This window comes from Salmonella sp. SA14318 (assembly GCF_029866905.1).
Taxonomy (GTDB): Bacteria; Pseudomonadota; Gammaproteobacteria; order Enterobacterales; family Enterobacteriaceae; genus Salmonella; species Salmonella enterica.
Genome location: NZ_CP123282.1, coordinates 397592 through 420357, shown reverse-complemented (window position 1 = coordinate 420357; position 22766 = coordinate 397592). Strand labels below are relative to the sequence as shown.

The 22766-nt window shown below is 54.6% G+C and carries 18 protein-coding genes; 5 read left to right on the top strand and 13 right to left on the bottom strand.

Translation table 11 applies throughout. The features are described from left to right. Positions 1–31: 31 nt before the first annotated feature. The 4 genes from nirC (at position 32) to QEN32_RS01860 (ending at position 8917) form a co-directional block, all read left to right on the top strand. Positions 32–841 carry a nitrite transporter NirC gene (gene nirC / locus QEN32_RS01875; RefSeq protein WP_023231895.1) on the top strand — a complete coding sequence of 270 codons (810 nt, stop codon included), beginning with the start codon at positions 32–34 and terminating at the stop codon, positions 839–841. 11 nt (positions 842–852) lie between these two features. Then, the gene (gene cysG / locus QEN32_RS01870) at positions 853–2226 is read left to right on the top strand and encodes a siroheme synthase CysG (RefSeq protein ID WP_000349897.1); all 1374 of its coding nucleotides are present in this window, start codon (positions 853–855) and stop codon (positions 2224–2226) included. 328 nt (positions 2227–2554) lie between these two features. Then, positions 2555–8554 carry an autotransporter adhesin BigA gene (locus QEN32_RS01865; RefSeq protein ID WP_265322219.1) on the top strand — a complete coding sequence of 2000 codons (6000 nt, stop codon included), beginning with the start codon at positions 2555–2557 and terminating at the stop codon, positions 8552–8554. Between the two features lie 192 nt (positions 8555–8746). Next, positions 8747–8917, top strand: coding sequence for a YhfL family protein (locus QEN32_RS01860; protein WP_000472323.1), 171 nt, complete (start codon positions 8747–8749; stop codon positions 8915–8917). Positions 8918–9061: 144 nt separating this feature from the next. Here QEN32_RS01860 and trpS read toward each other — a convergent pair whose 3' ends face one another. The 12 genes from trpS to QEN32_RS01800 all read right to left on the bottom strand — a co-directional run bounded on the left by trpS (position 9062) and on the right by QEN32_RS01800 (position 19347). Beyond that, complete coding sequence (gene trpS / locus QEN32_RS01855) at positions 9062–10066, bottom strand: tryptophan--tRNA ligase (RefSeq protein WP_000165562.1); 1005 nt, start codon at positions 10064–10066, stop codon at positions 9062–9064. After that, the gene (gene gph / locus QEN32_RS01850) at positions 10059–10817 is read right to left on the bottom strand and encodes a phosphoglycolate phosphatase (protein ID WP_265322218.1); all 759 of its coding nucleotides are present in this window, start codon (positions 10815–10817) and stop codon (positions 10059–10061) included. The genes trpS and gph overlap by 8 nt, the downstream gene beginning before the upstream one ends. Beyond that, positions 10810–11487: a ribulose-phosphate 3-epimerase gene (gene rpe, locus QEN32_RS01845; RefSeq protein ID WP_000816287.1), complete on the bottom strand. Its 678-nt coding sequence runs from the start codon at positions 11485–11487 to the stop codon at positions 10810–10812. The genes gph and rpe overlap by 8 nt, the downstream gene beginning before the upstream one ends. A 17-nt stretch (positions 11488–11504) precedes the next feature. Then, complete coding sequence (gene dam, locus QEN32_RS01840; protein WP_000742132.1) at positions 11505–12341, bottom strand: adenine-specific DNA-methyltransferase; 837 nt, start codon at positions 12339–12341, stop codon at positions 11505–11507. A gap of 180 nt (positions 12342–12521) precedes the next feature. Next, positions 12522–13799, bottom strand: coding sequence for a cell division protein DamX (gene damX, locus QEN32_RS01835; protein WP_265322217.1), 1278 nt, complete (start codon positions 13797–13799; stop codon positions 12522–12524). Between the two features lie 97 nt (positions 13800–13896). Then, positions 13897–14985: a 3-dehydroquinate synthase gene (aroB, locus tag QEN32_RS01830; RefSeq protein WP_000439820.1), complete on the bottom strand. Its 1089-nt coding sequence runs from the start codon at positions 14983–14985 to the stop codon at positions 13897–13899. Between the two features lie 56 nt (positions 14986–15041). Beyond that, the gene (aroK, locus tag QEN32_RS01825; protein ID WP_000818621.1) at positions 15042–15563 is read right to left on the bottom strand and encodes a shikimate kinase AroK; all 522 of its coding nucleotides are present in this window, start codon (positions 15561–15563) and stop codon (positions 15042–15044) included. 464 nt (positions 15564–16027) lie between these two features. Beyond that, entirely contained in the window at positions 16028–17266 is a 1239-nt protein-coding gene (gene hofQ / locus QEN32_RS01820) for a DNA uptake porin HofQ (protein ID WP_000832803.1), read from the bottom strand. Beyond that, positions 17181–17582 (bottom strand): HofP DNA utilization family protein, encoded by a 402-nt coding sequence (locus QEN32_RS01815; protein ID WP_000868832.1) that lies wholly within the window; start codon positions 17580–17582, stop codon positions 17181–17183. The genes hofQ and QEN32_RS01815 overlap by 86 nt, the downstream gene beginning before the upstream one ends. Further along, positions 17572–18045 carry a hypothetical protein gene (locus QEN32_RS01810; RefSeq protein WP_023181711.1) on the bottom strand — a complete coding sequence of 158 codons (474 nt, stop codon included), beginning with the start codon at positions 18043–18045 and terminating at the stop codon, positions 17572–17574. The genes QEN32_RS01815 and QEN32_RS01810 overlap by 11 nt, the downstream gene beginning before the upstream one ends. After that, positions 18029–18568 carry a PilN domain-containing protein gene (locus QEN32_RS01805; protein WP_023232581.1) on the bottom strand — a complete coding sequence of 180 codons (540 nt, stop codon included), beginning with the start codon at positions 18566–18568 and terminating at the stop codon, positions 18029–18031. The genes QEN32_RS01810 and QEN32_RS01805 overlap by 17 nt, the downstream gene beginning before the upstream one ends. Continuing rightward, positions 18568–19347 carry a DNA utilization protein HofM gene (locus QEN32_RS01800; RefSeq protein WP_252304322.1) on the bottom strand — a complete coding sequence of 260 codons (780 nt, stop codon included), beginning with the start codon at positions 19345–19347 and terminating at the stop codon, positions 18568–18570. The genes QEN32_RS01805 and QEN32_RS01800 overlap by 1 nt, the downstream gene beginning before the upstream one ends. A 120-nt stretch (positions 19348–19467) precedes the next feature. Here QEN32_RS01800 and mrcA point away from each other — a divergent pair, with 120 nt between their 5' ends. Then, positions 19468–22020, top strand: a complete 2553-nt coding sequence (gene mrcA, locus QEN32_RS01795) for a peptidoglycan glycosyltransferase/peptidoglycan DD-transpeptidase MrcA (protein WP_000673819.1) — start codon at positions 19468–19470, stop codon at positions 22018–22020. 95 nt (positions 22021–22115) lie between these two features. On the opposite strand, the gene nudE is transcribed toward mrcA, so the two are convergent. Then, a complete protein-coding gene (gene nudE / locus QEN32_RS01790; RefSeq protein WP_000045725.1) occupies positions 22116–22679 on the bottom strand; it encodes an ADP compounds hydrolase NudE in 564 nt (187 codons plus the stop codon). Positions 22680–22766: the final 87 nt, after the last annotated feature.

Below are 22766 nucleotides of genomic sequence, written 5' to 3'. Positions count from 1 at the left end.
TTTTTATTTTTTGTACTTCAAGGATAATCAAATGTTTACAGACACTATCAATAAGTGTGCGGCTAACGCTGCGCGCATCGCACGCCTGTCGGCGAATAATCCGCTCGGCTTCTGGGTCAGTTCGGCAATGGCCGGGGCTTATGTCGGTCTCGGCATCATTCTTATTTTCACCCTCGGCAATCTGCTCGACCCGTCCGTGCGTCCTTTGGTGATGGGAGCCACCTTCGGTATCGCCTTAACGCTGGTCATCATCGCCGGTTCCGAACTGTTTACCGGCCACACCATGTTCCTGACGCTAGGCGTCAAAGCAGGCACCATCAGCCACGGTCAAATGTGGGCTATCCTGCCGCAAACCTGGCTCGGCAACCTGATCGGTTCCGTGTTTGTCGCCCTGCTTTACAGCTGGGGCGGCGGCAGTTTGTTGCCGGTCGATACCAGCATCGTTCACTCAGTCGCGCTGGCGAAAATCACCGCGCCCGCCACGGTACTGTTCTTCAAAGGCGCGCTGTGTAACTGGCTGGTTTGTCTGGCAATCTGGATGGCGATCCGCACCGAAGGCACGGCAAAATTTCTTGCTATCTGGTGGTGTCTGCTGGCGTTTATCGCTTCCGGCTACGAGCACTCCGTCGCGAATATGACGCTGTTCGCCCTCTCCTGGTTTGGTCATCACAGCGACGCCTATACCCTGTCCGGAATCGGACACAACCTGTTATGGGTCACTCTGGGTAATACTTTGTCCGGCGTCGTGTTCATGGGATTGGGTTATTGGTATGCTACGCCGAAATCGGAGCGTCCTGTTCCGCAAAAAACCAACCAAATTAAGGTTACAGCCAACCATTAAGGGGTAATGTCGTGGACCATTTGCCTATATTTTGTCAATTACGCGACCGCGACTGTCTGATCGTCGGCGGTGGCGATGTCGCAGAACGCAAAGCACGGTTACTGCTGGAAGCAGGCGCACGTTTAACGGTCAATGCGCTAACCTTTATTCCACAGTTCACCGTATGGGCAAATGAAGGCATGTTGACTCTGGTTGAGGGACCGTTCGACGAAACGCTTCTCGACTCGTGTTGGCTGGCGATCGCGGCCACTGACGACGATACCGTCAACCAGCGCGTCAGCGACGCGGCGGAGTCACGCCGTATCTTCTGCAACGTGGTGGATGCGCCGAAAGCCGCCAGCTTTATCATGCCCTCCATTATTGACCGCTCGCCGCTGATGGTCGCCGTCTCCTCGGGCGGCACTTCCCCGGTGCTGGCGCGTCTGCTGCGCGAGAAACTGGAATCGCTGCTGCCGCAGCATCTGGGGCAGGTCGCGCGCTATGCCGGGCAACTCCGCGCCCGAGTGAAAAAGCAGTTTGCCACGATGGGCGAGCGTCGTCGCTTCTGGGAAAAATTTTTCGTCAATGACCGGCTGGCGCAGTCGCTGGCGAATGCCGACGAGAAAGCGGTTAACGCGACAACCGAACGCCTGTTTAGCGAACCGCTGGATCACCGTGGCGAAGTCGTGCTGGTCGGCGCCGGGCCGGGCGATGCCGGACTGCTGACGCTGAAAGGGTTACAACAAATCCAACAGGCGGATATCGTGGTTTACGATCGCCTCGTCTCCGACGACATTATGAACCTGGTACGCCGCGATGCCGATCGGGTCTTTGTGGGGAAACGCGCGGGTTACCACTGCGTCCCACAGGAAGAAATCAACCAGATCCTGCTGCGTGAAGCGCAAAAAGGTAAACGCGTGGTACGCCTGAAAGGCGGCGATCCCTTTATCTTTGGTCGCGGCGGCGAAGAGCTGGAAACGCTGTGTCATGCCGGTATTCCTTTCTCGGTAGTGCCGGGGATTACCGCGGCTTCCGGCTGCTCCGCCTACTCCGGTATTCCGCTAACCCATCGCGATTACGCCCAGAGCGTACGTCTGGTCACCGGTCACCTGAAAACCGGCGGCGAGCTGGACTGGGAAAACCTGGCGGCAGAAAAACAGACGCTGGTGTTCTACATGGGGCTGAATCAGGCAGCGACTATCCAGGAAAAACTGATCGCATTCGGTATGCAGGCCGATATGCCGGTTGCGCTGGTAGAAAACGGTACCTCTGTGAAGCAACGCGTCGTCCACGGTGTGCTGACGCAGCTTGGTGAATTAGCGCAACAGGTTGAAAGCCCGGCGCTGATTATCGTTGGCCGGGTCGTTGGCTTACGCGATAAATTAAATTGGTTCTCTAATTATTAATTAAAATAAAGCCCTGAATAACAGGGCTTTATTTTACAACTACTCGTAATCTCAAATTATTTTTACTTAAAAGTGAATTAAGAAACTTACTTTAAATACACCAGGCAAATTTAAATAGTAATAATCTTGCCTAAAAACCCTTTCATTCGTCAAATTCACCCATTATTCATTCACCTAATAAATAACACCGTTAAGCACTCAATTTGACCTGACCTGGTTATCGGGTGATAAAATAAACACTAAAGCATAATTTTTCTTCTGGTCATTTCATCATTGCCTGTACCGCTCTCTGCATATGTTTAGTACGCAAGGAAAATATTAATTAAGGATGAACCCTATGCAAAAGAAAAAACTTATTTCTATCGCTATCGCTTTAACGCTACAAAGTTATTACATTCCGGCCATCGCCGCAGAAAATAACGATGATGAAAAAGAATGTCCCAGTAATATCTCCTCCCTGCCTAAAGAAAAACGCGCAAAACTCTCACCGACCTGCCTTGCTACACCTGAAAATGATAATCACTGGGGCTGGGTTGCTGGCGGCGTTGCTGCACTGGTCGCAGGTGTGGCTATTGGCGTTGAAAATAACGGTGGCGGAGATTCTAATCATTCTTATACCCCCCCTACGCCCGATAATGGCGGCGACGTTACCCCGCCCGACGATGGCGGCAACGTCACCCCGCCTGACGATGGCGGCGATGACAATGTGATCCCACCCGATGATAGCGGCGATGATGATGTGACCCCACCCGACGATAGCGGCGATGACGATGTAACCCCACCCGATGATAGCGGCGATGACGATGTAACCCCGCCCGACGATAGCGGCGATGACGATGTAACCCCGCCCGACGATAGCGGCGATGACGATGTAACCCCGCCTGATGATAGCGGCGATGACGATGTAACCCCGCCCGACGATAGCGGCGATGACGATGTAACCCCGCCTGACGATAGCGGCGATGACGATGTAACCCCGCCTGACGATAGCGGCGATGACGATGTAACCCCGCCTGACGATAGCGGCGATGACGATGTAACCCCACCCGACGATAGCGGCGATGACGATGTAACCCCGCCCGACGATAGCGGCGATGACGATGTGACCCCGCCCGATGATAGCGGCGATGATGATGACACGCCCCCGGATGACTCTGTTATTACCTTCAGCAACGGCGTCACCATCGATAAAGGCAAAGACACCCTGACCTTCGATAGCTTCAAACTGGATAACGGCAGCGTTCTCGAGGGTGCCGTGTGGAATTATTCAGAACAGGACAACCAGTGGCAGCTCACCACCGCAGACGGCAAAACGCTGAACGTCACCGGCTGGGACGTGACCGACGCCAATGCCGCCGTGATTGAAGGCACCCAGGAAAACGGTCTCTACTGGAAGTACGACAGCCGTGGCTATCTGATTATTGCCGACGATAAAACCACCGTTATCAGCGGCGATGACCAGGCGCATAATTCCGATCGCGGCATGGATATCAGCGGCCAGGATCGCACCGGCGCGATTATTTCCGGCGATCGAACCGTCAACACGCTCACCGGGGACTCCAGTGTGACCGACGGCGCCACCGGCATGGTTATTTCCGGTGACGGCACCACCAACACCATTTCGGGCCACTCCACGGTGGACAACGCCACCGGCGCGCTGATTTCCGGCAACGGCACCACCACTAATTTCGCCGGTGACATTGCCGTGAGCGGCGGCGGCACCGCCATCATCATCGACGGCGACAACGCCACGATTAAGAATACCGGTACCTCTAACATCAGCGGCGCAGGCTCCACCGGCACCGTCATTGACGGCAATAACGCCCGCGTCAACAACGACGGTGATATGACCATCACCGACGGCGGCACCGGCGGCCACATTACCGGCGACAACGTGGTTATCGATAACGCCGGGAGCACCACCGTCAGCGGCGCAGACGCCACGGCGCTGTATATCGATGGCGACAACGCGCTCGTTATCAACGAAGGTAATCAGACTATCTCCGGCGGCGCCGTCGGTACGCGCATTGACGGCGACGACGCCCATACCACCAATACCGGTGATATCGCGGTGGATGGCGCGGGCTCTGCCGCCGTGATTATCAACGGCGACAACGGCAGCCTGACCCAGGCGGGCGATCTGCTGGTCACCGACGGCGCGATGGGCATCATCACCTACGGTACCGGAAATGAAGCAAAAAATACCGGCAACGCCACCGTACGTGATGCAGACTCCATAGGTTTTGTGGTTGCAGGCGAAAAAAACACCTTCAAAAACAAAGGGGATATTGACGTCAGCCTTAACGGCACTGGCGCGCTGGTGAGCGGCGATATGTCGCAGGTTACGCTGGATGGCGATATTAACGTTGTCTCAGTCCAGGACAGCGAAGGCGTATTTAGCTCAGCGACAGGCGTGAACGTGAGCGGCGACAACAACGCCGTTGATATCACCGGCAACGTAAATATCAGCGCCGACTACGGGCAGGATGATCTGGCTGCCGGGGATCCCCCGTTAACCGGCGTTGTTGTCGGCGGTAACGGCAATACCGTTACCCTTAATGGCACGCTGAATATTGATGACAACGATCTGTCCGCCACCAGCGGACAATACCTGGACGTTGTTGGCCTGAGCGTAACAGGTGATGATAACGACGTTGAGATTGACGGCGGTATTAATATCACCCACAGCGAGGATCCACTTGATAGAACCTCTGCCGACATTACCGGCATCAGCGTCAGCGGTAACAGTACTGTTACGCTAAACGGTCATTCTACCATTGATACCAACACGATAGTGGGTGGTCACGTTGTACTGGCGCGGGTCAACAATGGCGGCTCCCTGATTCTGGGTGATGACTCAGTTGTTGACGTTAATGTCAGTTATATACCCACAAACCTTTTCACCTACAACGCGTTGCTGATGGCTGATGGCGAAGGCACATCAATTGAAAATAAAGGCGATATTACAAGCCATGGCGTGTATTCCATCATTCGCGCAGATAACGGCGCGGAAGTCAGCAACAGCGGAGATATTCTTGTCTACGCGACCAATAGCAACAGCGGTGAGGATCGTGCAACCATCACAAGGGCTAGTGGCGAGGGATCGGCTGTTCATAACAAAGCCGACGGCGATATCACCATCATTTCTGACCAGACGCCGCAGGGCAGTGGCGGTGATGGCGCATACCCACTGAAATGGTACACCCACACCTTTTACGCCATGTTGGCTGCGGATTATGGCGATGTCGTTAACGATGAGGAAGCCACTATCCATTTGCAGGGCGCGGGTGTATATGGCGTCGCTGCCAGCAGAGGAACAGCGTCAAACGCAGGCGATATCTATCTGGACGGCTTTGTCCCGACGCTGGACGATGAAAATAACATCACCGACACAAATTACTGGAAACCGTCGCAGCTTTATCTCACCAGCTCAGGAATGGTGGCGGGGTCTACCGATGCCGATGGCGACGCCACCGCTATCAACACCGGCACCATTACCGTTAACAACGCCGGGTTCGGCATGATGGCGCTCAACGGCGGCACCGCCATTAACCAGGGCGTAATCACTCTGACCGCCGATGCAGGCGTGACCGGCCAGGCAAACGAGTTGGTCGGCATGGCGGCGCTCAGCGGCGGCACCGTCATCAACGACACCAGCGGTATCATCAATATTGATGCCGATTACGGTCAGCCCTTCCTGACCGACGGCAGTAGCCTGATTGTTAACTATGGCCAGGTCTGCTTTGGCGACGATTGCCAAAGCAGCGAAGAGTACAATCCAACAAACAGTGACGTTTCTATCCCTTACGCGGATGGCGCGACTATTGCCGATGCCGGAACGAGCGCCACGCTTGAAAATAACGCCGTGGTAACAGGGAACGCCAGCAATGCCGGGGAGGTCAGCGGCAAGCCAATCTCAATCCTGGATAGCGGCACGCTGACCAACAACGACAGCGGCGTTATCAATAGCGACACCACGATATCCGGTAACCTTGTCAATGATGGCACCATAAACGGTAAACTGACGCAAAATGGCGGCGATATCGTTAATAATGGCACCATTGACAGCCGTAGCCTGACGACCGGCGGCGTATTAACTAACGGCACGGATGGCACCATGACCTCCGGCGCAAAAGTTACCGGTGCGAATAGCGCCATCATCAACGATGGTACCTTCCAGCTTGGCTCCGCAACAGACTCGACCAATGCCTCAATGCTGGAAATTAACGATAACGCACAATTCTTTAATACCGGCACGCTGATCCTTGATAACAACAAAAACGCCATTCACCTGAATCCGAATAACGGAACGCTGTATAACACAGGGACGATGGATCTTACGGCAACCTCCAATAAGGGGGCGATTAACTATTGGGGAGCAGGCGCTACATTCATCAATGACGGCACAGTCAATGCCACCACGGCGACGCTGGCTTATGCGGCCGGTGGCGCAGGTAGCGCGCCGCAGCAACACGCGTTCTTCTGGAACCAGTCAGAGGGCATAATCAACTACGATGCGGATAATGGCCGCGCGGTAGATTTTTCTGCCAACAGCAATTACGTGGCAGTCAACGACGGCACCATGAATATCAGCGGTAATAACGCTTACGGTATGTATGGCGGCAAGAATGCGCAGTTGGTCAACAACGGCACCATTGAGCTGGGTACAGAAGGTACCACCGACACGGGCATGGTGGCGATGGCGCTGGATAAAAATGCCACCGCCGACGCGGTTATTGAGAACAACGGCACGATTAATATTCACGCCAATAACTCTTACGCGTTCAGCGTGGCGGGCGCAGGTCATGTGGTCAATAACGGTACGGTCGTCATTGACGATAACGTGACGGGTTCCGGCCTCATTAAACAGGGTGACAGCGTTAACGTCGAAGGGACGAACGGTAATAACGGCAACAGCGACGAGGTGCATTATGCTGACTATACGTTGCCGGGAACGCCGGTTGAACCTGACGGTAACATGACTTCCGGCTCCACCACCGACGGCACGTCCAACAACCTGAACGGCTACGTGGTTGGCACTAACGCCGACGGCAGCGCAGGCCAGCTTAAGGTCAGCAATGCCAGCATGAACGGTGTGGAAATTAACACCGGGTTCACCGCAGGCACCGCCGACACCACCGTCAGCTTTGACAACGTGGTTGAGGGCAGCAACCTGTCCGACGCAGGCGCGATTCAGTCCACTTCCGTAGTCTGGAACGCCCAGGGTAGCCAGGATGCCGACGGCAACGTTGACGTCACCATGACCAAAAACGCCTATGCCGATGTGGCGACCGACAGCTCGGTAAGCGACGTGGCGCAGGCGCTGGACGCCGGTTACACCAACAACGAGCTGTACACCAGCCTCAACGTGGGTACTACCGCCGAGCTGAACAGCGCACTCAAGCAGGTGAGCGGTGCTCAAGCCACCACGGTATTCCGTGAAGCACGTGTACTCAGCAACCGCTTTACCATGCTGGCCGACGCCGCGCCGCAGATCAAAGATGGCCTGGCGTTCAACGTCGTGGCGAAAGGCGACCCGCGCGCGGAGCTGGGCAACGACACCCAGTACGATATGCTGGCATTACGCCAGACGTTGGATCTCACCGCCAGCCAGAATCTGACGCTGGAGTACGGTATTGCGCGTCTGGATGGCGACGGTTCGAAAACCGCAGGCGATAACGGCCTGACCGGCGGCTACAGCCAGTTCTTTGGCCTGAAGCACAGCATGGCGTTTGATGAAGGTCTGGCGTGGAACAACAGCCTGCGCTATGACGTGCATAACCTCGACAGCAGCCGTTCTGTCGCCTATGGCGATGTCAACAAAATTGCCGATTCCGACATGCGTCAGCAGTACCTTGAGTTTCGCAGTGAAGGGGCGAAAACTTTCACCATGATGAGTGATACGCTGAAAGTCACGCCGTATGCCGGAGTGAAATTCCGTCACACCATGGAAGATGGCTACAAAGAGCGCAGCGCCGGAGATTTTAACCTGTCCATGAACTCTGGCAACGAAACGGCGGTAGACTCTATTGTCGGCCTGAAGCTGGATTACGCCGGGAAAGACGGCTGGAGCGCTACCGCTACCCTGGAAGGCGGCCCGAACCTGAGCTACAGCAAGAGCCAGCGTACAGCGTCATTACAGGGTGCGGCGGGTCAATCGTTCGGCGTGGATGACGGTCAAAAAGGCGGCGGCGTTAATGGTCTGGCAACCATCGGCGTGAAATACAGCAGCAATGATACCGCGCTACATCTGGATGCCTACCAGTGGAAGGAAGACGGTATCAGCGATAAAGGCTTTATGCTTAACGTTAAGAAAACATTTCGTTAAATAAACGACATTATATAACACTAATAAAGGCCGCTTATTATTAAGCGGCCTTTTTAAATCATATCCCCTGGTAAAGATAAAGTCCTTATTTGGACTACCTGTATAGTTTAATAATTGCTATCGTACTATACGCTAAATAGATCTTATATTTATTCCACCAGTAGTGCTCGTTTTATCAACAAGGATTTTGAAATGTTTAAATTTGTAAAAATTGCCGTTGTGGCAGGGGTTCTGGCGACGCTCACTGCTTGTACTGGTCATATCGAAAACAAAAAAAATAACTGCAGCTACGATTATTTGCTGCACCCTGCAATTTCTATTTCTAAAATTATTGGCGGTTGCGGCCCGGCTGCCGATCAATAATAGAAACGACTGCGCAGATACAAAAAAACCGGGATTTTCCCGGTTTTTTTACAGGTCTGATAAACGGTACGGCGCAGATGCCTTGTCCAACTTACGCTCGTTTGTAGGCCCGATAAGCTCGCGCCATCGGGCAAGCAATAACCCTTACGGTTTCGCCACAAAGCCAATGGCTTCGTAAACGGCTTTCAGCGTTTCGGCCGCACGTGCGCTGGCTTTTTCCGCCCCGTCTTTCATCACCTTCTGCAAGAACGCTTCGTCGTTGCGGAAACGGTGATAGCGCTCCTGCAACTCAGACAACATTCCGGAAACCGCCTCCGCCACTTCGCCTTTCAAATGGCCATACATTTTACCTTCAAACTGTTTTTCCAGTTCAGGAATGCTCTGACCGGTCACGGCGGAAAGAATATCCAGCAGGTTAGAGACACCCGCTTTCTCTTTCACATCATAACGCACTACCGGCGGCTCGTCGGAGTCAGTGACCGCACGTTTGATTTTCTTCACTACCGATTTCGGATCTTCCAGCAGGCCGATCACGTTATTACGGTTATCGTCCGATTTGGACATTTTCTTTGTCGGCTCCAGCAACGACATCACACGCGCGCCGGATTTTGGAATAAACGGTTCCGGTACTTTGAAAATATCGCCATACAGCCCGTTAAAACGCTGGGCGATATCGCGGCTCAGTTCCAGATGCTGCTTCTGATCTTCGCCTACCGGCACCAGATTGGTTTGGTACAACAGGATGTCTGCCGCCATCAGCACCGGGTAATCAAACAGGCCGGCGTTAATGTTTTCCGCATAGCGCGCAGATTTATCTTTAAACTGCGTCATACGGCTCAGCTCGCCGAAATAGGTATAGCAGTTCAGCGCCCAGCCAAGCTGCGCATGTTCCGGCACATGGGACTGAACGAAAATAGTGCTCTTTTCAGGATCAATACCACATGCCAGGTACAGCGCCAGCGTATCCAGCGTCGCTTTACGTAGCTGCTGCGCGTCCTGACGCACGGTAATAGCATGTTGGTCTACGATGCAGTAGATGCAATGATAGTCATCCTGCATGTTTACCCACTGACGCAATGCCCCCATATAGTTGCCAATGGTCAATTCACCTGAGGGCTGTGCGCCACTAAAAACGATGGGCTTAGTCATTTTTTATTTCCTGGTTATCGCTATGCGGAAGCCCAAGTGCGGGCAAAAGATCGTTAAAACTGTCATAAATGACGTCCGGCTCGCTAAGAGCGATCGCTTCGCCATAATTGTAGCCGTATGTCAGGCCAACCGAAGGGCAGCCCGCCGCTTTTGCAGCCTGAATATCATTACGCGAATCGCCGACAAAAAGCATCTGCTCCGGCATCATGCCCAGCCGGCTTGCCACCAGCAACAGCGGCTCCGGATGCGGCTTCTTATTTTGCACATCATCGCCGCCGATAACCACACTAAAGTATTTGGCGATATCAAGCGATTCCAGCAACGGCGCGACGAACGGCGTCGGCTTATTCGTCACCAGACCTAATGACAATCCGCTGGCGTGCAGCGCGCCCAGCGTGTCGGCGACATGCGGAAATAAAAAGGTGCCTTCTTCCGCCACTTCGCCATAATACCTGTCGAACAGTTTACGCAGAATGCGTACCTGTTCCTCGGCAGGAATATCTTCATCAACGGGCGGTTTCCCCATCGTCTTACGCAGCGTGGCGCGCTCCTCGCAAGCCCAGGTCAGCGCGCGTTCCATCAATACGTCTGCGCCGTTACCAATCCAGGTAATCACGCGCTCCTCGCCCGCGACCGGCAGTTCCAGCGCATACAACGCCATATCCACCGCCGCGGCAAGACCCGGCGCGCTATCCACCAGCGTACCGTCAAGATCAAAGGCGACGCCCCGAATATTCTGCAACTTATCCATGAGTTACCTTTGCCAGCTCACTGCGCATTTCATCAATCACTTTTTTGTAGTCGGGTTTATCGAAAATTGCCGACCCCGCAACAAACATGTCCGCACCAGCTGCGGCGATCTCGCCGATATTGTTCACCTTCACGCCGCCGTCCACTTCCAGGCGAATGTCGTAACCGGAGGCATCAATGCGGCGACGCACTTCGCGCAGTTTATCCAGCGTCTGCGGAATAAAAGACTGGCCGCCGAAACCTGGGTTCACGGACATCAGCAGGATCACATCCAGTTTGTCCATGACGTAATCGAGATAACTGAGCGACGTTGCCGGGTTGAATACCAGCCCCGCTTTACAGCCGTGTTCTTTAATCAACTGTAGCGTGCGGTCAACATGTTCGGAGGCTTCCGGGTGAAAAGTAATGATGCTCGCGCCAGCGGCGGCAAAGTCGGGCACGATACGGTCGACTGGCTTGACCATCAGGTGGACATCAATAGGCGCGGTAATACCGTACTGACGCAGGGATTTCAGCACCATCGGGCCGATAGTCAGGTTCGGCACATAGTGATTATCCATGACGTCAAAGTGTACAACATCAGCACCGGCAGCCAGCGCTTTGGCGGTGTCTTCACCCAGGCGAGCAAAATCAGCCGACAGAATTGAGGGGGCAATCAAATACTGTTTCATCCGCTTCTCCTTGAGAATTATTTTCTTGCAGGCGTTGCGACTCCTGGTTGGTACAGAGCCAGCAGTTCGTCCACCTTTTTACGTGTGCCGCCGTTGCTGCTTATACTGCGTCTAACTTTGACGACATGCAATTTTGCGAGTTGATACCACTCGCGTGTGAGCGCCGTATCATGGTTGGAAATGAGCACCGGTATCCGGTTACTGACCAGATTCTCAGCGATTTCCGCCAAATGCGCTTGTTGCGTCAGGCTAAAACTATTGGTGTGATACGCTGTGAAGTTAGCCGTGGCGGACAGCGGCGCATAAGGCGGATCGCAATAGACCACCGACGACTTGTCCGCACGCGCCATACTGTCTGCGTATGACTCACAGTAAAAGAACGCATTCTGCGCTTTTTCTGCAAAGTGGTACAACTCCGCTTCCGGGAAGTAAGGTCTTTTATAACGACCAAACGGTACATTAAATTCCCCGCGTAAGTTATAGCGACAGAGTCCGTTATAACCGTAGCGGTTCAGATATAAAAACAGTACCGCCCGACGAAAGGGGTCCTGGCAGGTGTTGAACTCCTCACGGAGTTGGTAATAGACCTCAGCCTGGTTAGTTTCAGGCATAAACAGCTCGCGCGAAGCCTGTACATACTCGTCAGTACGTAACTTCACGATGTTATAGAGGCTAATAAGGTCGCTGTTGATATCGGCGAGGATATAACGAGAAAAGTCGGTGTTAAGAAACACCGATCCGGCACCCACAAAAGGTTCAACAAGGCACTCGCCTTTTGGCAAATGTCGTTTGATATCATCAAGCAGAGGGTATTTTCCCCCTGCCCACTTCAAAAAAGCGCGATTTTTTTTCATGCTGACTAACTAATTACACCTTCTCCGGCTGTGGAGAAAGCTCCGACAGCATCCTGCGCTTTAGGCTGTGCCGCGTTGCTTTACGGCGCATTTGACGGTAGCAAATGCGCCCCTCGCGCCTGTCCTGAACAAAAATAGCTGTCAGCGACACTCACAGGCAATTGCAGGACACAGCCTGGATTATTTCAGATCGGCCTGAACCTGATGCAACGGTTTTGCCCACGGGTTTTTCGCCTGCACATCGGCAGGTAAGGTGGACACCGCACGTTTAGCATCTTCTTTCGAAGCATACATCCCCGTTACCAGCACATACCACGGTTGTCCATTACGCGTCGTCTCGTATACCACATAATTTTTCAGGTTCTCTTTCTTCGCCCAACCGTTCAGGTTGTCGTAATTTGAAGAACTACTGAGCTGCAATGTGTAGTGGCTGGATGGCGCGCTCTTTAATGCGCCAACGTTGCCGGCGCTTTTCCCGCCGCCTGCGACAGGCGTCGTCGAGGCTTGCGCTGGCTTCGCGGTTTGTACCGGCGCAGCGCTTGCCGTCGCTGTCGGCGCAGCCGTCGTGGTGGTCGCTTTCGGCGTCGCGGCTGGCGCTGCCGGTTCCGTGCGTTTCACTGGCGCGACCGGTTTCTTCGGTTCCGCAGTGGTGGTTTTCGCCGTGGTCTGCGGTTTCTTAGGTTCAATGACGGCCTGTTTACGTTCCGGACGCGTGGTATGACGCTCGGTAGGTTCGCTAACCGCCGCCTGACGCGTCGTGCTGCCATTGCGAACTGGCGCGACGGTTGCAGGCTCTGTCGGCAACGTAGAATTCACCGCAACATTGTTCATCTGCTCTGGATTCTGCGTCAGCGCATTATTCAGATCGCCCTGCACTTCCACGTGCTGCTGACCGTCAGCGACCACAGGTGACTGTCCCTGCGTCGGCGTTGAAGAAATCGGCGGCAACGAAATATCCTGCGACGTATTGCCCGCGGTTTGTTCTGCGGAGGTGGCGCCCGGCGCAGGCTGGGTCGCATTCGCCTGATCGGCGGCGTTACCGGAAAGATCGATACTCTTTTCGCCAGAGGCCGACGGCTCGCTGGAAGACGTTGAGGGGGCTTTCAGCGCGGAGCCGATACCGATAATCAACAGCAGCAGCACCAGTACGCCAACGCCCATCATCATGTACTGACGAGAGGCTGGCTTATGGGCCGCTTTTTTACGCTTACGTGGACGGCGTTCAACACGCTCCTCGTCCACCGTATCGTCTTCATCGGATTCGTACTCTTCTTCAACTTCAGGTTCTTCACTACGCGCTTTACGCGTACGCGTCGGACGGCGATCGTCGGCGTCCAGATCAACGTCATCAAAGTTGATCTGCGGCTCATTATCGCGTTCTGAAGATTGACGAGAACGACCAGTACGACGATCGCTGGGATCGGGTTTCAGCTCGTCTTCTGGTTTGAATTCATCCATTTAACACCCCACTCAAAGGTTAATGCTTACGACATTGCACATAACCTGAAGCTAAAAGACTGACATCTACGCAATATCAGTCTGACCTTTCTTGTTGTTACGCCTGCTGACAGTCAGCAATCGCGCTAAGAACGACTTCGTGCGACACTCCGCCGCGCACTTCACTTTTCCCTATGGCCAGCGGAAGCACTAAACGCAGCTCCCCCGCTAACACTTTTTTATCTCGCAGCATGTGCGGCAAATAGTCCTGCGCGGACATCTCGCAAGGGCCATTGACTGGCAGCCCGGCCCGTTCGAGTAGAGCGATGATGCGCTGCGTATCAGCAGAACTGAACTGCCCCAAACGCTCGGATGCGCGCGCAGCCATCACTATACCTGCGGCAACGGCTTCACCATGTAACCAATTGCCATATCCCATTTCCGCTTCAATGGCGTGGCCAAAGGTATGTCCAAGATTCAGTAAAGCACGTAAGCCCGCTTCACGCTCGTCGGCGGCAACAACTTCGGCTTTCAGCTCGCAACAACGACGAATACAGTACGCCATCGCCGGGCCGTCCAGACGCAATAGCGCATCCAGATTATCCTCAAGCCAGGTGAAGAAGTCCGCGTCAAGTATAATGCCGTATTTGATCACCTCTGCCAGTCCCGATGCCAGTTCGCGTGCGGGAAGCGTTTTCAGGCAATCAAGATCGACAACCACAGAAGCGGGTTGGTAAAACGCGCCAATCATGTTTTTGCCAAGGGGATGGTTGACGGCGGTTTTCCCGCCCACGGAAGAATCAACCTGCGACAGTAAGGTAGTTGGCACCTGGATGAAACGTACGCCTCGCTGGTAGCTGGCCGCCGCAAAACCGGTGAGATCGCCAATCACGCCGCCGCCAAGCGCGACCAGCGTGGTATCACGACCATGCGGTTTTTTCAGTAACGCCGTAAACACCGTATCCAGCACCGTCAGGCTCTTATACTGCTCGCCGTCAGGAAGAATCACGCTGTCTACGTTAACGCCCGCCCGTTCGAGTACGCCGCGAACCTTGTCCAGATAAAGCGGCGCCAGGGTTTCGTTGGTCACTAACATGACCTGATCGCCTGATTTCAGCGGCAAGAATGAAGCTGGTTCGTTAAACAAACCAGCCGCGATGGTGATCGGGTAACTACGTTCCCCGAGAGTGACTGTAATCCTCTCCATGACGCGACATCCACCTTAGTTACTTGTGCCCGCTTACCCAGCGTATTCTGCTTGAATTAGTTGCTTTCCAGCATATGAATAATCTGGTTTGCCACAACCTTAGCGCTTTGATCGTCGGTGCGAATGGTGACGTCGGCAATCTCTTCGTACAGCGGATTGCGTTCGTTAGCCAGCGCTTCCAGAACTTCGCGAGGCGGTGCTTCAACCTGCAACAGCGGGCGTTTTTTATCACGCTGCGTGCGCGCTAGTTGTTTTTCGATGGTCGTTTCAAGGTAGACCACGACGCCACGCGCGGAGAGACGGTTACGCGTTTCACGCGATTTTACAGAGCCACCGCCGGTTGCCAGCACAATACCCTGTTTTTCCGTCAATTCGTTGATAACTTTTTCTTCACGATTACGGAAGCCGTCTTCACCTTCAACATCGAAGACCCAGCCCACATCAGCTCCGGTTCGTTTCTCAATCTCTTGATCAGAATCGTAAAATTCCATATTGAGTTGTTGAGCTAACTGGCGCCCAATAGTGCTTTTTCCGGCACCCATAGGCCCAACCAGAAAGATATTGCGTTTCTCTGCCATTTTTTCGGTACTACTAAGACTATTCGTTAATGGTAAACCCGCTTCACAGACACCCAGCGCAGCAGGACATGAACTGAAACCTCATAAGATATTGCGAGAGTCAGACTGAAAATTATCTCAATACTCAAGCGGGTTTGGCAACTGAATAAATCACCAAGCCTGATTGTTGCAAAACCCGAGTTAGCGTTGCCGGATGGCGACCAGAACAACATATCCGGCCTACAAATTGCTCTACTTTCAAACAATTGTGCGCAATCCGCAGAACCAATACGTCTGCATCAGCGGACATTCAGCCGTTTATCATCGGTCTTATGCACACCTTAGGCAAGGCAAAGCGCATTAATCAATGCGTAAGCAACGAAAAGCACGACTCTCAAATCGGTACTCCTTGTATGCTAAATACATCCGCACGTCAAATCCCGCAGATGCGTTCAGTGCAAAAACAGCGCTTTTTTATGCATAAATTATTCTGTCGCCACCAGTCTGGGGGTGATAAACACCACTAATTCGCGTCGCTCGTCCTCTTTGCCGTCATGGCGGAAGAGCTGACCAAGCCAGGGAATATCCCCCAACAGCGGCACGCTATCGCTACCCGATTTATTTTTTCGCGAAAAAATACCGCCCAGCGCCAGCGTCTCGCCGCTTTTTACCTCTACCTGCGTTTCAATTTCCTGTTTATCTATCGCCAGCACTTCGCCGTCAGCCTGTTGTAGTACCTGACCGGGGACATTCTGGCTGATATGTAACTTCAGGCGGATGCGCCCTTTTTGCAAAACGGTGGGCGTCACCTCCATTCCCAGCACCGCTTCTTTAAATTCCACGGAGGTCGCGCCGCTTTCGCCGCTGGAAACCTGATAAGGAATTTCGCTGCCTTGCTTGATACTGGCTGGCTGCAGATGGGAAGCCAGCAGCCGGGGGCTGGCGATAATATCCAACTGCTGCTTTTGCTCCAGCGCTGACAGTTCCAGATCCAGCAAGCGTCCGTTAATGCGCCCGATGTTAAACCCGACGCGTGAGGTGGCGGCGGCGACAGATAAATCACTGGAAAGCGTCGTCACGTCACCCACCGCGCCCGCTTGCGTCGCGTCAGCCAGCGTCCACTTTACGCCCAGTTCCCGTAGACTCTTTTCGTTAATGGTGACGATATGCGCCGCCAGCTCCACCTGCGCCACCGGCAGATCCATTTGCGATACCCATTTTTCCAGCTCCGCCAGGGCCGCGCGGTTATCACGCAACAGCAGGCGGTTGGTGCGCTTATCTACCATGATGGTTCCCTTCGCGCTCAGGAGTTTCTCGCCCGCTTTCGCCAGTTCGGCGGCATCGGCGTATTGCAGGCTAATGCTGCGGTTTTCCAGCGGTAAATTAGCCTGAAGCCTTAACCGCTCGGCATCCTGCCGCGCACTGTGTTCTTTCTGCCAGGCCTGTGAATGAACATGGAGAATATTCCCCTCCTGACGCAGCACCAGCCCCGCGCTATTGACCACCGTCTGTAGCGCCTGTTTCCACGGCACATCCGTCAGATGTAGCGATAATGTCCCGCTGACGTCCGGCGACACCACCAGATTCTGCCGCTCCTGCTCGGCTAAAGTCTGCAAAACCTGCACCACAGGGACGTCGTCAACCACCAGCGTCACTTTCGCCGCTTTTCCCGCCTGCGCGGCGGGCATCAAGGCTATCAGTATTATGGCTATCCATCGCTTCATTGTCCGCTCCCTGACGTAGCCACCGCCACTGCGGCGGCGCACAATTTTTACCGGTCGTTAACGTTAAGGCTTCCGCCGTCAGGCGGACAATCGTCCAACCGTTTTCCAGCGTCTGCCCTTCTTCCACTCGCCGCCATTTTTGCTGGCTGTCTTTAAGAATGCCTGTCCATCGCTCGCCTTTACGCACCGCGCCCTGATACCGCCACTGCGAGAGTTCGGCTATCCGGCAGCGATCTTCCGGCGGGCGGAAGGGATCGCGCATTCCCGTCAACGTCAGCAAACAAAAACAGAGCAATACACCGCGGCTAACCTTCATTCGCCAGGCGCTCCAGTTGCAACGTCATCAATAATTCCGCCCCCTCTTTACGCAATGAAAACCGACTTACGCTCATCTCGCTTTCGGCCAACCGGACAAACAGCGACGGCACCGCATCCCAGGACGTTTTCAGCGCCATTTCTCCCCCCTGCGCCGATGGCTGCCAGTGCAGCAAACGCAGGGGAGGCGCCTGGAAATCTAACGGCGAAAAAGGACGCGGATTTTCCACGGTGCCCCCGAAAAGCGGTTCAGCCGCGACGCTCAGACGGCGCAGATGACGCCACTGTTGCCGGGCGGCCTCGCGCTGCTGGCTTAACCGCGTCTGTTGCGTATCCAGCGTTTTCCAGCCGGGATAGCCCACAGATAACGCGACCGTCAGCGTCAGGCACAGCACGCCTGCACACCAACAAAAAACCCGACCACGGCGCGACATCCCGTACCAGATATCAAAGAGCGCGTTCACGGGCGGCGCTCCTCGTTAACTGATAATGGAACTGCCAGCGCCCTTGCGCATCCTGCCGCGTGGCGCCCGTGCGGTTTAGCGGAAAACTGACATAGTGACGAAGCGATGTTTCAAGCGTGAGCAGGGCGTCAAACGTTCTCGCCAGCCCTTCCAGCTCTAGCGTCTCTTGCTGATAATTGAGGCTTGTCAGCCATGCCTGCTCTGGCAACAGGCTGGCAAGGTCAGTCAAGATAGATTGCCAGGCTTGCGTCAGTTCACGCTGCGCCTGACGTTGTAATCGCGCCTGTTGCTGTCGCTGACGCTGCTGCAACTGCGGTATGTTCGCCGCAAGTGCCGTCGTGCGTCCGTTTTCCGCCGTCAGTAGCAGTTCATTAATCCTCCCCTCCTGCCAAAAAACCAACCGGGCGATCGTCGCGAGGCTTGCTATCAGCAGCAGGGACGCGCCCCATACCACGCACCACAGCCGCAGACGCGCTACGTAATGTTGGCGCCGCCAGGGGAGCAAATTGACAGAATGCGCCATCAGCGTATCTCCCCTATGGCTAAACCCAGCGCAATCGCAAAGCGATAGCCGTCCGGCGGAACCGGCGGTTGGCGGACGGTTACAGCGCGCCAGGGGTCGAATTCGCCTTCGGCGCATAACGAAATATGTTCCGGCACGACGGATAACGTCGCGGCAAGGTCATGCAGCGTCGTCGCCTCTCGCGCCGATTTACGCCCCCACGCATAGCGCGTCGCCCACAGCCACTGGCTCTCATCGCGCCAGACCAGACATTGCCGCCCCGAAGGTATAAACGGCAGCAAGCGCTGTAACGCGCAGGCATCGGGCGTTACAGCAGCGATGCGCACATTGAGCGTTTGCGCCAGCGTTAACAGCGCTGAAATTTCTTTGCTTTGCACGGCGGTAACGTTGAACGCGGGGCTCAGCGCATCGTCCTGAAAGTCGAAACGCAATAAGTCCGGATCCATATCCAGCTCACGCGCCATCGTTTGTGAAAGCCATGCGACTTGCTCACGTTCCCGCAGACGCATCGGCGGATGTGGAAAAGCGCGTTGCAATGTCCGATTTGCGGGAAAAGAGAGATAAATACGGTGACGTAGCGGCAGCTCGCGGCTCCAGGGTCGCAGTACGTGAGCCAGCGATTGCGGGTCAGGAATCGTACCCTCTGCCGTGGAGGCGTTCATCAGCGGCAGTCGCCACCAACGTTGCAGGGACCAGCCCGATGCGCCGCGAATAACGGCGATGGCCAGCGCTTCATACTGCTGAATATGCAATCCTATTTGCCAGGTTTTAAAAGCCATAACGGTCGATCTCCTTATCACCCGTCGCGTTAACGGGTATATCAATGCGTCTGGCTTGCCTTTATACTACCGCGCGTTTGTTTATAAACTGCCCAAATGACACTAAATGGGAAATCTCCAGTGAAGTTCGTAAAGTATTTATTGATCCTTGCAGTATGTTGCATCCTGCTGGGAGCAGGCTCGATTTATGGCCTTTATCGCTATATTGAGCCGCAGCTACCTGACGTCGCGACATTGAAAGATGTGCGTTTGCAAATTCCGATGCAGGTTTACAGCGCGGATGGCGAACTTATCGCGCAATATGGCGAAAAACGTCGTATTCCCGTTACGCTCGATCAAATTCCGCCGGAAATGATCAACGCCTTTATCGCCACCGAAGATAGCCGCTTTTATGAGCATCACGGCATTGACCCGGTAGGTATTTTCCGTGCGGCCAGCGTCGCGCTCTTCTCCGGTCACGCATCGCAGGGAGCAAGTACCATTACCCAGCAACTGGCGCGAAACTTCTTCCTTAGCCCCGAACGCACGCTGATGCGCAAGATCAAGGAAGCGTTTCTGGCGATTCGTATTGAGCAGTTGCTGAATAAAAATGAGATCCTCGAACTCTATCTGAACAAGATCTATCTCGGCTACCGCGCCTATGGCGTTGGCGCGGCGGCACAGGTCTACTTTGGTAAGACGGTCGACCAGCTTAGCCTAAGCGAAATGGCGGTCATCGCCGGGCTACCTAAAGCACCTTCTACCTTTAACCCGCTCTACTCGATGGATCGGGCGGTGGCGCGCCGTAACGTAGTGCTTTCGCGAATGTTAAGCGAGGGATATATCACTCAGGCGCAGTACGATCAGGCCCGTAGCGAACCTATCGACGCAAATTATCACGCGCCGGAAATCGCCTTCTCCGCGCCTTATCTGTCGGAAATGGTGCGCCAGGAAATGTATAACCGTTATGGCGAAAGCGCTTACGAAGATGGTTATCGTATTTACACGACCATCACCCGCAAAGTGCAGCAGGCCGCGCAACAGGCGGTGCGTAATAACGTGCTGGACTATGACATGCGCCACGGTTATCGCGGCCCGGCGAATGTGCTATGGAAAGTGGGCGAAACGGCGTGGGACAGTAAAAAAATTACCGATACGTTGAAAGCGTTGCCGACCTACGGACCGCTGCTTCCCGCCGTGGTCACCAGCGCTAATCCGCAAGAGGCGACCGCTGCGCTTGCCGACGGTACGTCCGTTTCGCTACATATGGAAGGAATGCGTTGGGCGCGGCCTTACCGCTCGGATACACAGCAGGGGCCGACGCCGCGTAAAGTTACCGATGTCGTCCAGACAGGTCAGCAAATCTGGGTTCGTCAGGTGGATAACGACTGGTGGCTGGCGCAGGTACCGGAAGTGAACTCCGCGCTGGTTTCGCTTAACCCGCAAACAGGCGCGGTACTGGCGCTGGTCGGCGGTTTCGATTTTAATCAGAGTAAATTTAACCGCGCGACGCAAGCTTTGCGTCAGGTGGGGTCGAACATCAAACCGTTCCTCTACACCGCCGCAATGGATAAAGGGCTGACGCTCGCCAGTATGCTCAACGATGTGCCGATTTCCCGCTGGGACGCCGGGGCAGGTTCAGACTGGCGTCCGAAAAACTCCCCGCCGCAGTACGCCGGACCGATTCGTTTACGCCAGGGGCTGGGGCAGTCGAAAAACGTGGTGATGGTACGCGCCATGCGCGCCATGGGCGTCGACTATGCGGCGGAGTATCTGCAACGCTTCGGCTTCCCGGCGCAGAATATCGTGCATACCGAATCGCTGGCGCTGGGCTCCGCCTCCTTCACGCCGATGCAGGTTGCGCGCGGTTATGCGGTGATGGCGAACGGCGGTTTCCTGATCGATCCGTATTTCATCAGCAAGATTGAGAACGATCAGGGCGGCGTGATCTTCGAAGCGAAACCGAAAATCGCCTGCCCGGAGTGCGATATCCCGGTCATTTACGGCAATACGCAGAAATCCGACGTGCTGGAAAACACCAATGTGGAAGAGGTCGCGGTTTCGCAAGAGCAGCAAAACAGCGCCGTACCGATGCCTGAGCTGGAACAGGCAAACCAGGCGCTGGTCGCGCAAAACGGCACGCAGGAATACGCGCCGCATGTGATCAATACGCCGCTGGCGTTTCTGATTAAAAGCGCGCTGAACACCAATATCTTCGGCGAACCCGGCTGGATGGGTACCGGCTGGCGTGCGGCGCGTGACCTTAAACGTCGCGATATCGGCGGCAAAACCGGTACAACCAACAGCTCGAAAGACGCATGGTTCTCCGGCTATGGCCCTGGCGTCGTCACTTCCGTATGGATCGGCTTTGACGATCACCGCCGTGATTTAGGCCGCACTACCGCTTCCGGTGCGATCAAAGATCAAATCTCCGGCTATGAGGGCGGCGCGAAGAGCGCGCAACCTGCATGGGACGCCTATATGAAAGCCGTGCTGGAAGGCGTGCCGGAACAGCCGCTAACGCCGCCGCCGGGCATCGTCACGGTGAATATCGACCGCAGTACCGGACAACTGGCGAGCGGCGGTAACAGCCGTGAAGAGTATTTCATCGAAGGCACGCAGCCGACACAACAGGCGGTACACGAGGTGGGAACTACCATTATTGATAATGGTGAAACACACGAACTGTTCTGATCAAAAAAGGCGCTCCGGCGCCTTTTTTATTGTGTTTAGCGGATGACGGCGAACGGGGAGACAAACTTTCCGTTGGCTTGATCAACGCCGCGCCATCAGGCAATTCGGCCCTGCGCTTTCAACCACTCGCGTACCAGAAACAGCGCGCTGACGTTGCGGGCCTCGTTAAAATCGGGGTCTTCCAGCAGATCCATTAAATGCGCCAGCGGCCAGCGTACCTGCGGCAATGGCTCAGGCTCGTCGCCTTCCAGCGACTCCGGATAGAGATCTTCCGCCACCACGATATTCATTTTGCTGGAAAAATAAGAGGGCGCCATGCTGAGTTTTTTTAAGAAGGTCAGGTTATGCGCGCCAAACCCGACCTCTTCTTTGAGCTCCCGGTTCGCCGCTTCAAAAACGGTCTCGCCCGGATCGATCAATCCTTTCGAGAAGCCCAGCTCATAGGATTCGGTTCCCACCGCATACTCACGAATAAGAATCAGATGCTCATCAACGATCGGCACAATCATTACCGCCTCACGGGTTGATGGTCGCATACGTTCATACACGCGACGCACGCCGTTGCTGAACTCCAGATCCACGCTTTCTACGTTAAACAGTCGGGATTGTGCGACGGTTTCCACTTTCAGAATGGTGGGTTTTTGTAATGATTTGCTCATTGTGAGAATCTTTGCAGTGTAATCTGTGGTCATTGTGCGACATACCGCACGGTTTCGGCAATGCGAATTGCCGTTTATTTACATTTA

Bases quoted from the DNA above. Each gene is read 5' to 3' on its own strand.
- nirC (WP_023231895.1), top strand. From the start codon at position 32: ATGTTTACAGACACTATCAATAAGTGTGCGGCTAACGCTGCGCGCATC.
- QEN32_RS01865 (WP_265322219.1), top strand. From the start codon at position 2,555: ATGAACCCTATGCAAAAGAAAAAACTTATTTCTATCGCTATCGCTTTA.
- QEN32_RS01860 (WP_000472323.1), top strand. From the start codon at position 8,747: ATGTTTAAATTTGTAAAAATTGCCGTTGTGGCAGGGGTTCTGGCGACG.
- trpS (WP_000165562.1), bottom strand. From the start codon at position 10,066: ATGACTAAGCCCATCGTTTTTAGTGGCGCACAGCCCTCAGGTGAATTG.
- gph (WP_265322218.1), bottom strand. From the start codon at position 10,817: ATGGATAAGTTGCAGAATATTCGGGGCGTCGCCTTTGATCTTGACGGT.
- rpe (WP_000816287.1), bottom strand. From the start codon at position 11,487: ATGAAACAGTATTTGATTGCCCCCTCAATTCTGTCGGCTGATTTTGCT.
- dam (WP_000742132.1), bottom strand. From the start codon at position 12,341: ATGAAAAAAAATCGCGCTTTTTTGAAGTGGGCAGGGGGAAAATACCCT.
- damX (WP_265322217.1), bottom strand. From the start codon at position 13,799: ATGGATGAATTCAAACCAGAAGACGAGCTGAAACCCGATCCCAGCGAT.
- aroB (WP_000439820.1), bottom strand. From the start codon at position 14,985: ATGGAGAGGATTACAGTCACTCTCGGGGAACGTAGTTACCCGATCACC.
- aroK (WP_000818621.1), bottom strand. From the start codon at position 15,563: ATGGCAGAGAAACGCAATATCTTTCTGGTTGGGCCTATGGGTGCCGGA.
- hofQ (WP_000832803.1), bottom strand. From the start codon at position 17,266: ATGAAGCGATGGATAGCCATAATACTGATAGCCTTGATGCCCGCCGCG.
- QEN32_RS01815 (WP_000868832.1), bottom strand. From the start codon at position 17,582: ATGAAGGTTAGCCGCGGTGTATTGCTCTGTTTTTGTTTGCTGACGTTG.
- QEN32_RS01805 (WP_023232581.1), bottom strand. From the start codon at position 18,568: ATGGCGCATTCTGTCAATTTGCTCCCCTGGCGGCGCCAACATTACGTA.
- QEN32_RS01800 (WP_252304322.1), bottom strand. From the start codon at position 19,347: ATGGCTTTTAAAACCTGGCAAATAGGATTGCATATTCAGCAGTATGAA.
- nudE (WP_000045725.1), bottom strand. From the start codon at position 22,679: ATGAGCAAATCATTACAAAAACCCACCATTCTGAAAGTGGAAACCGTC.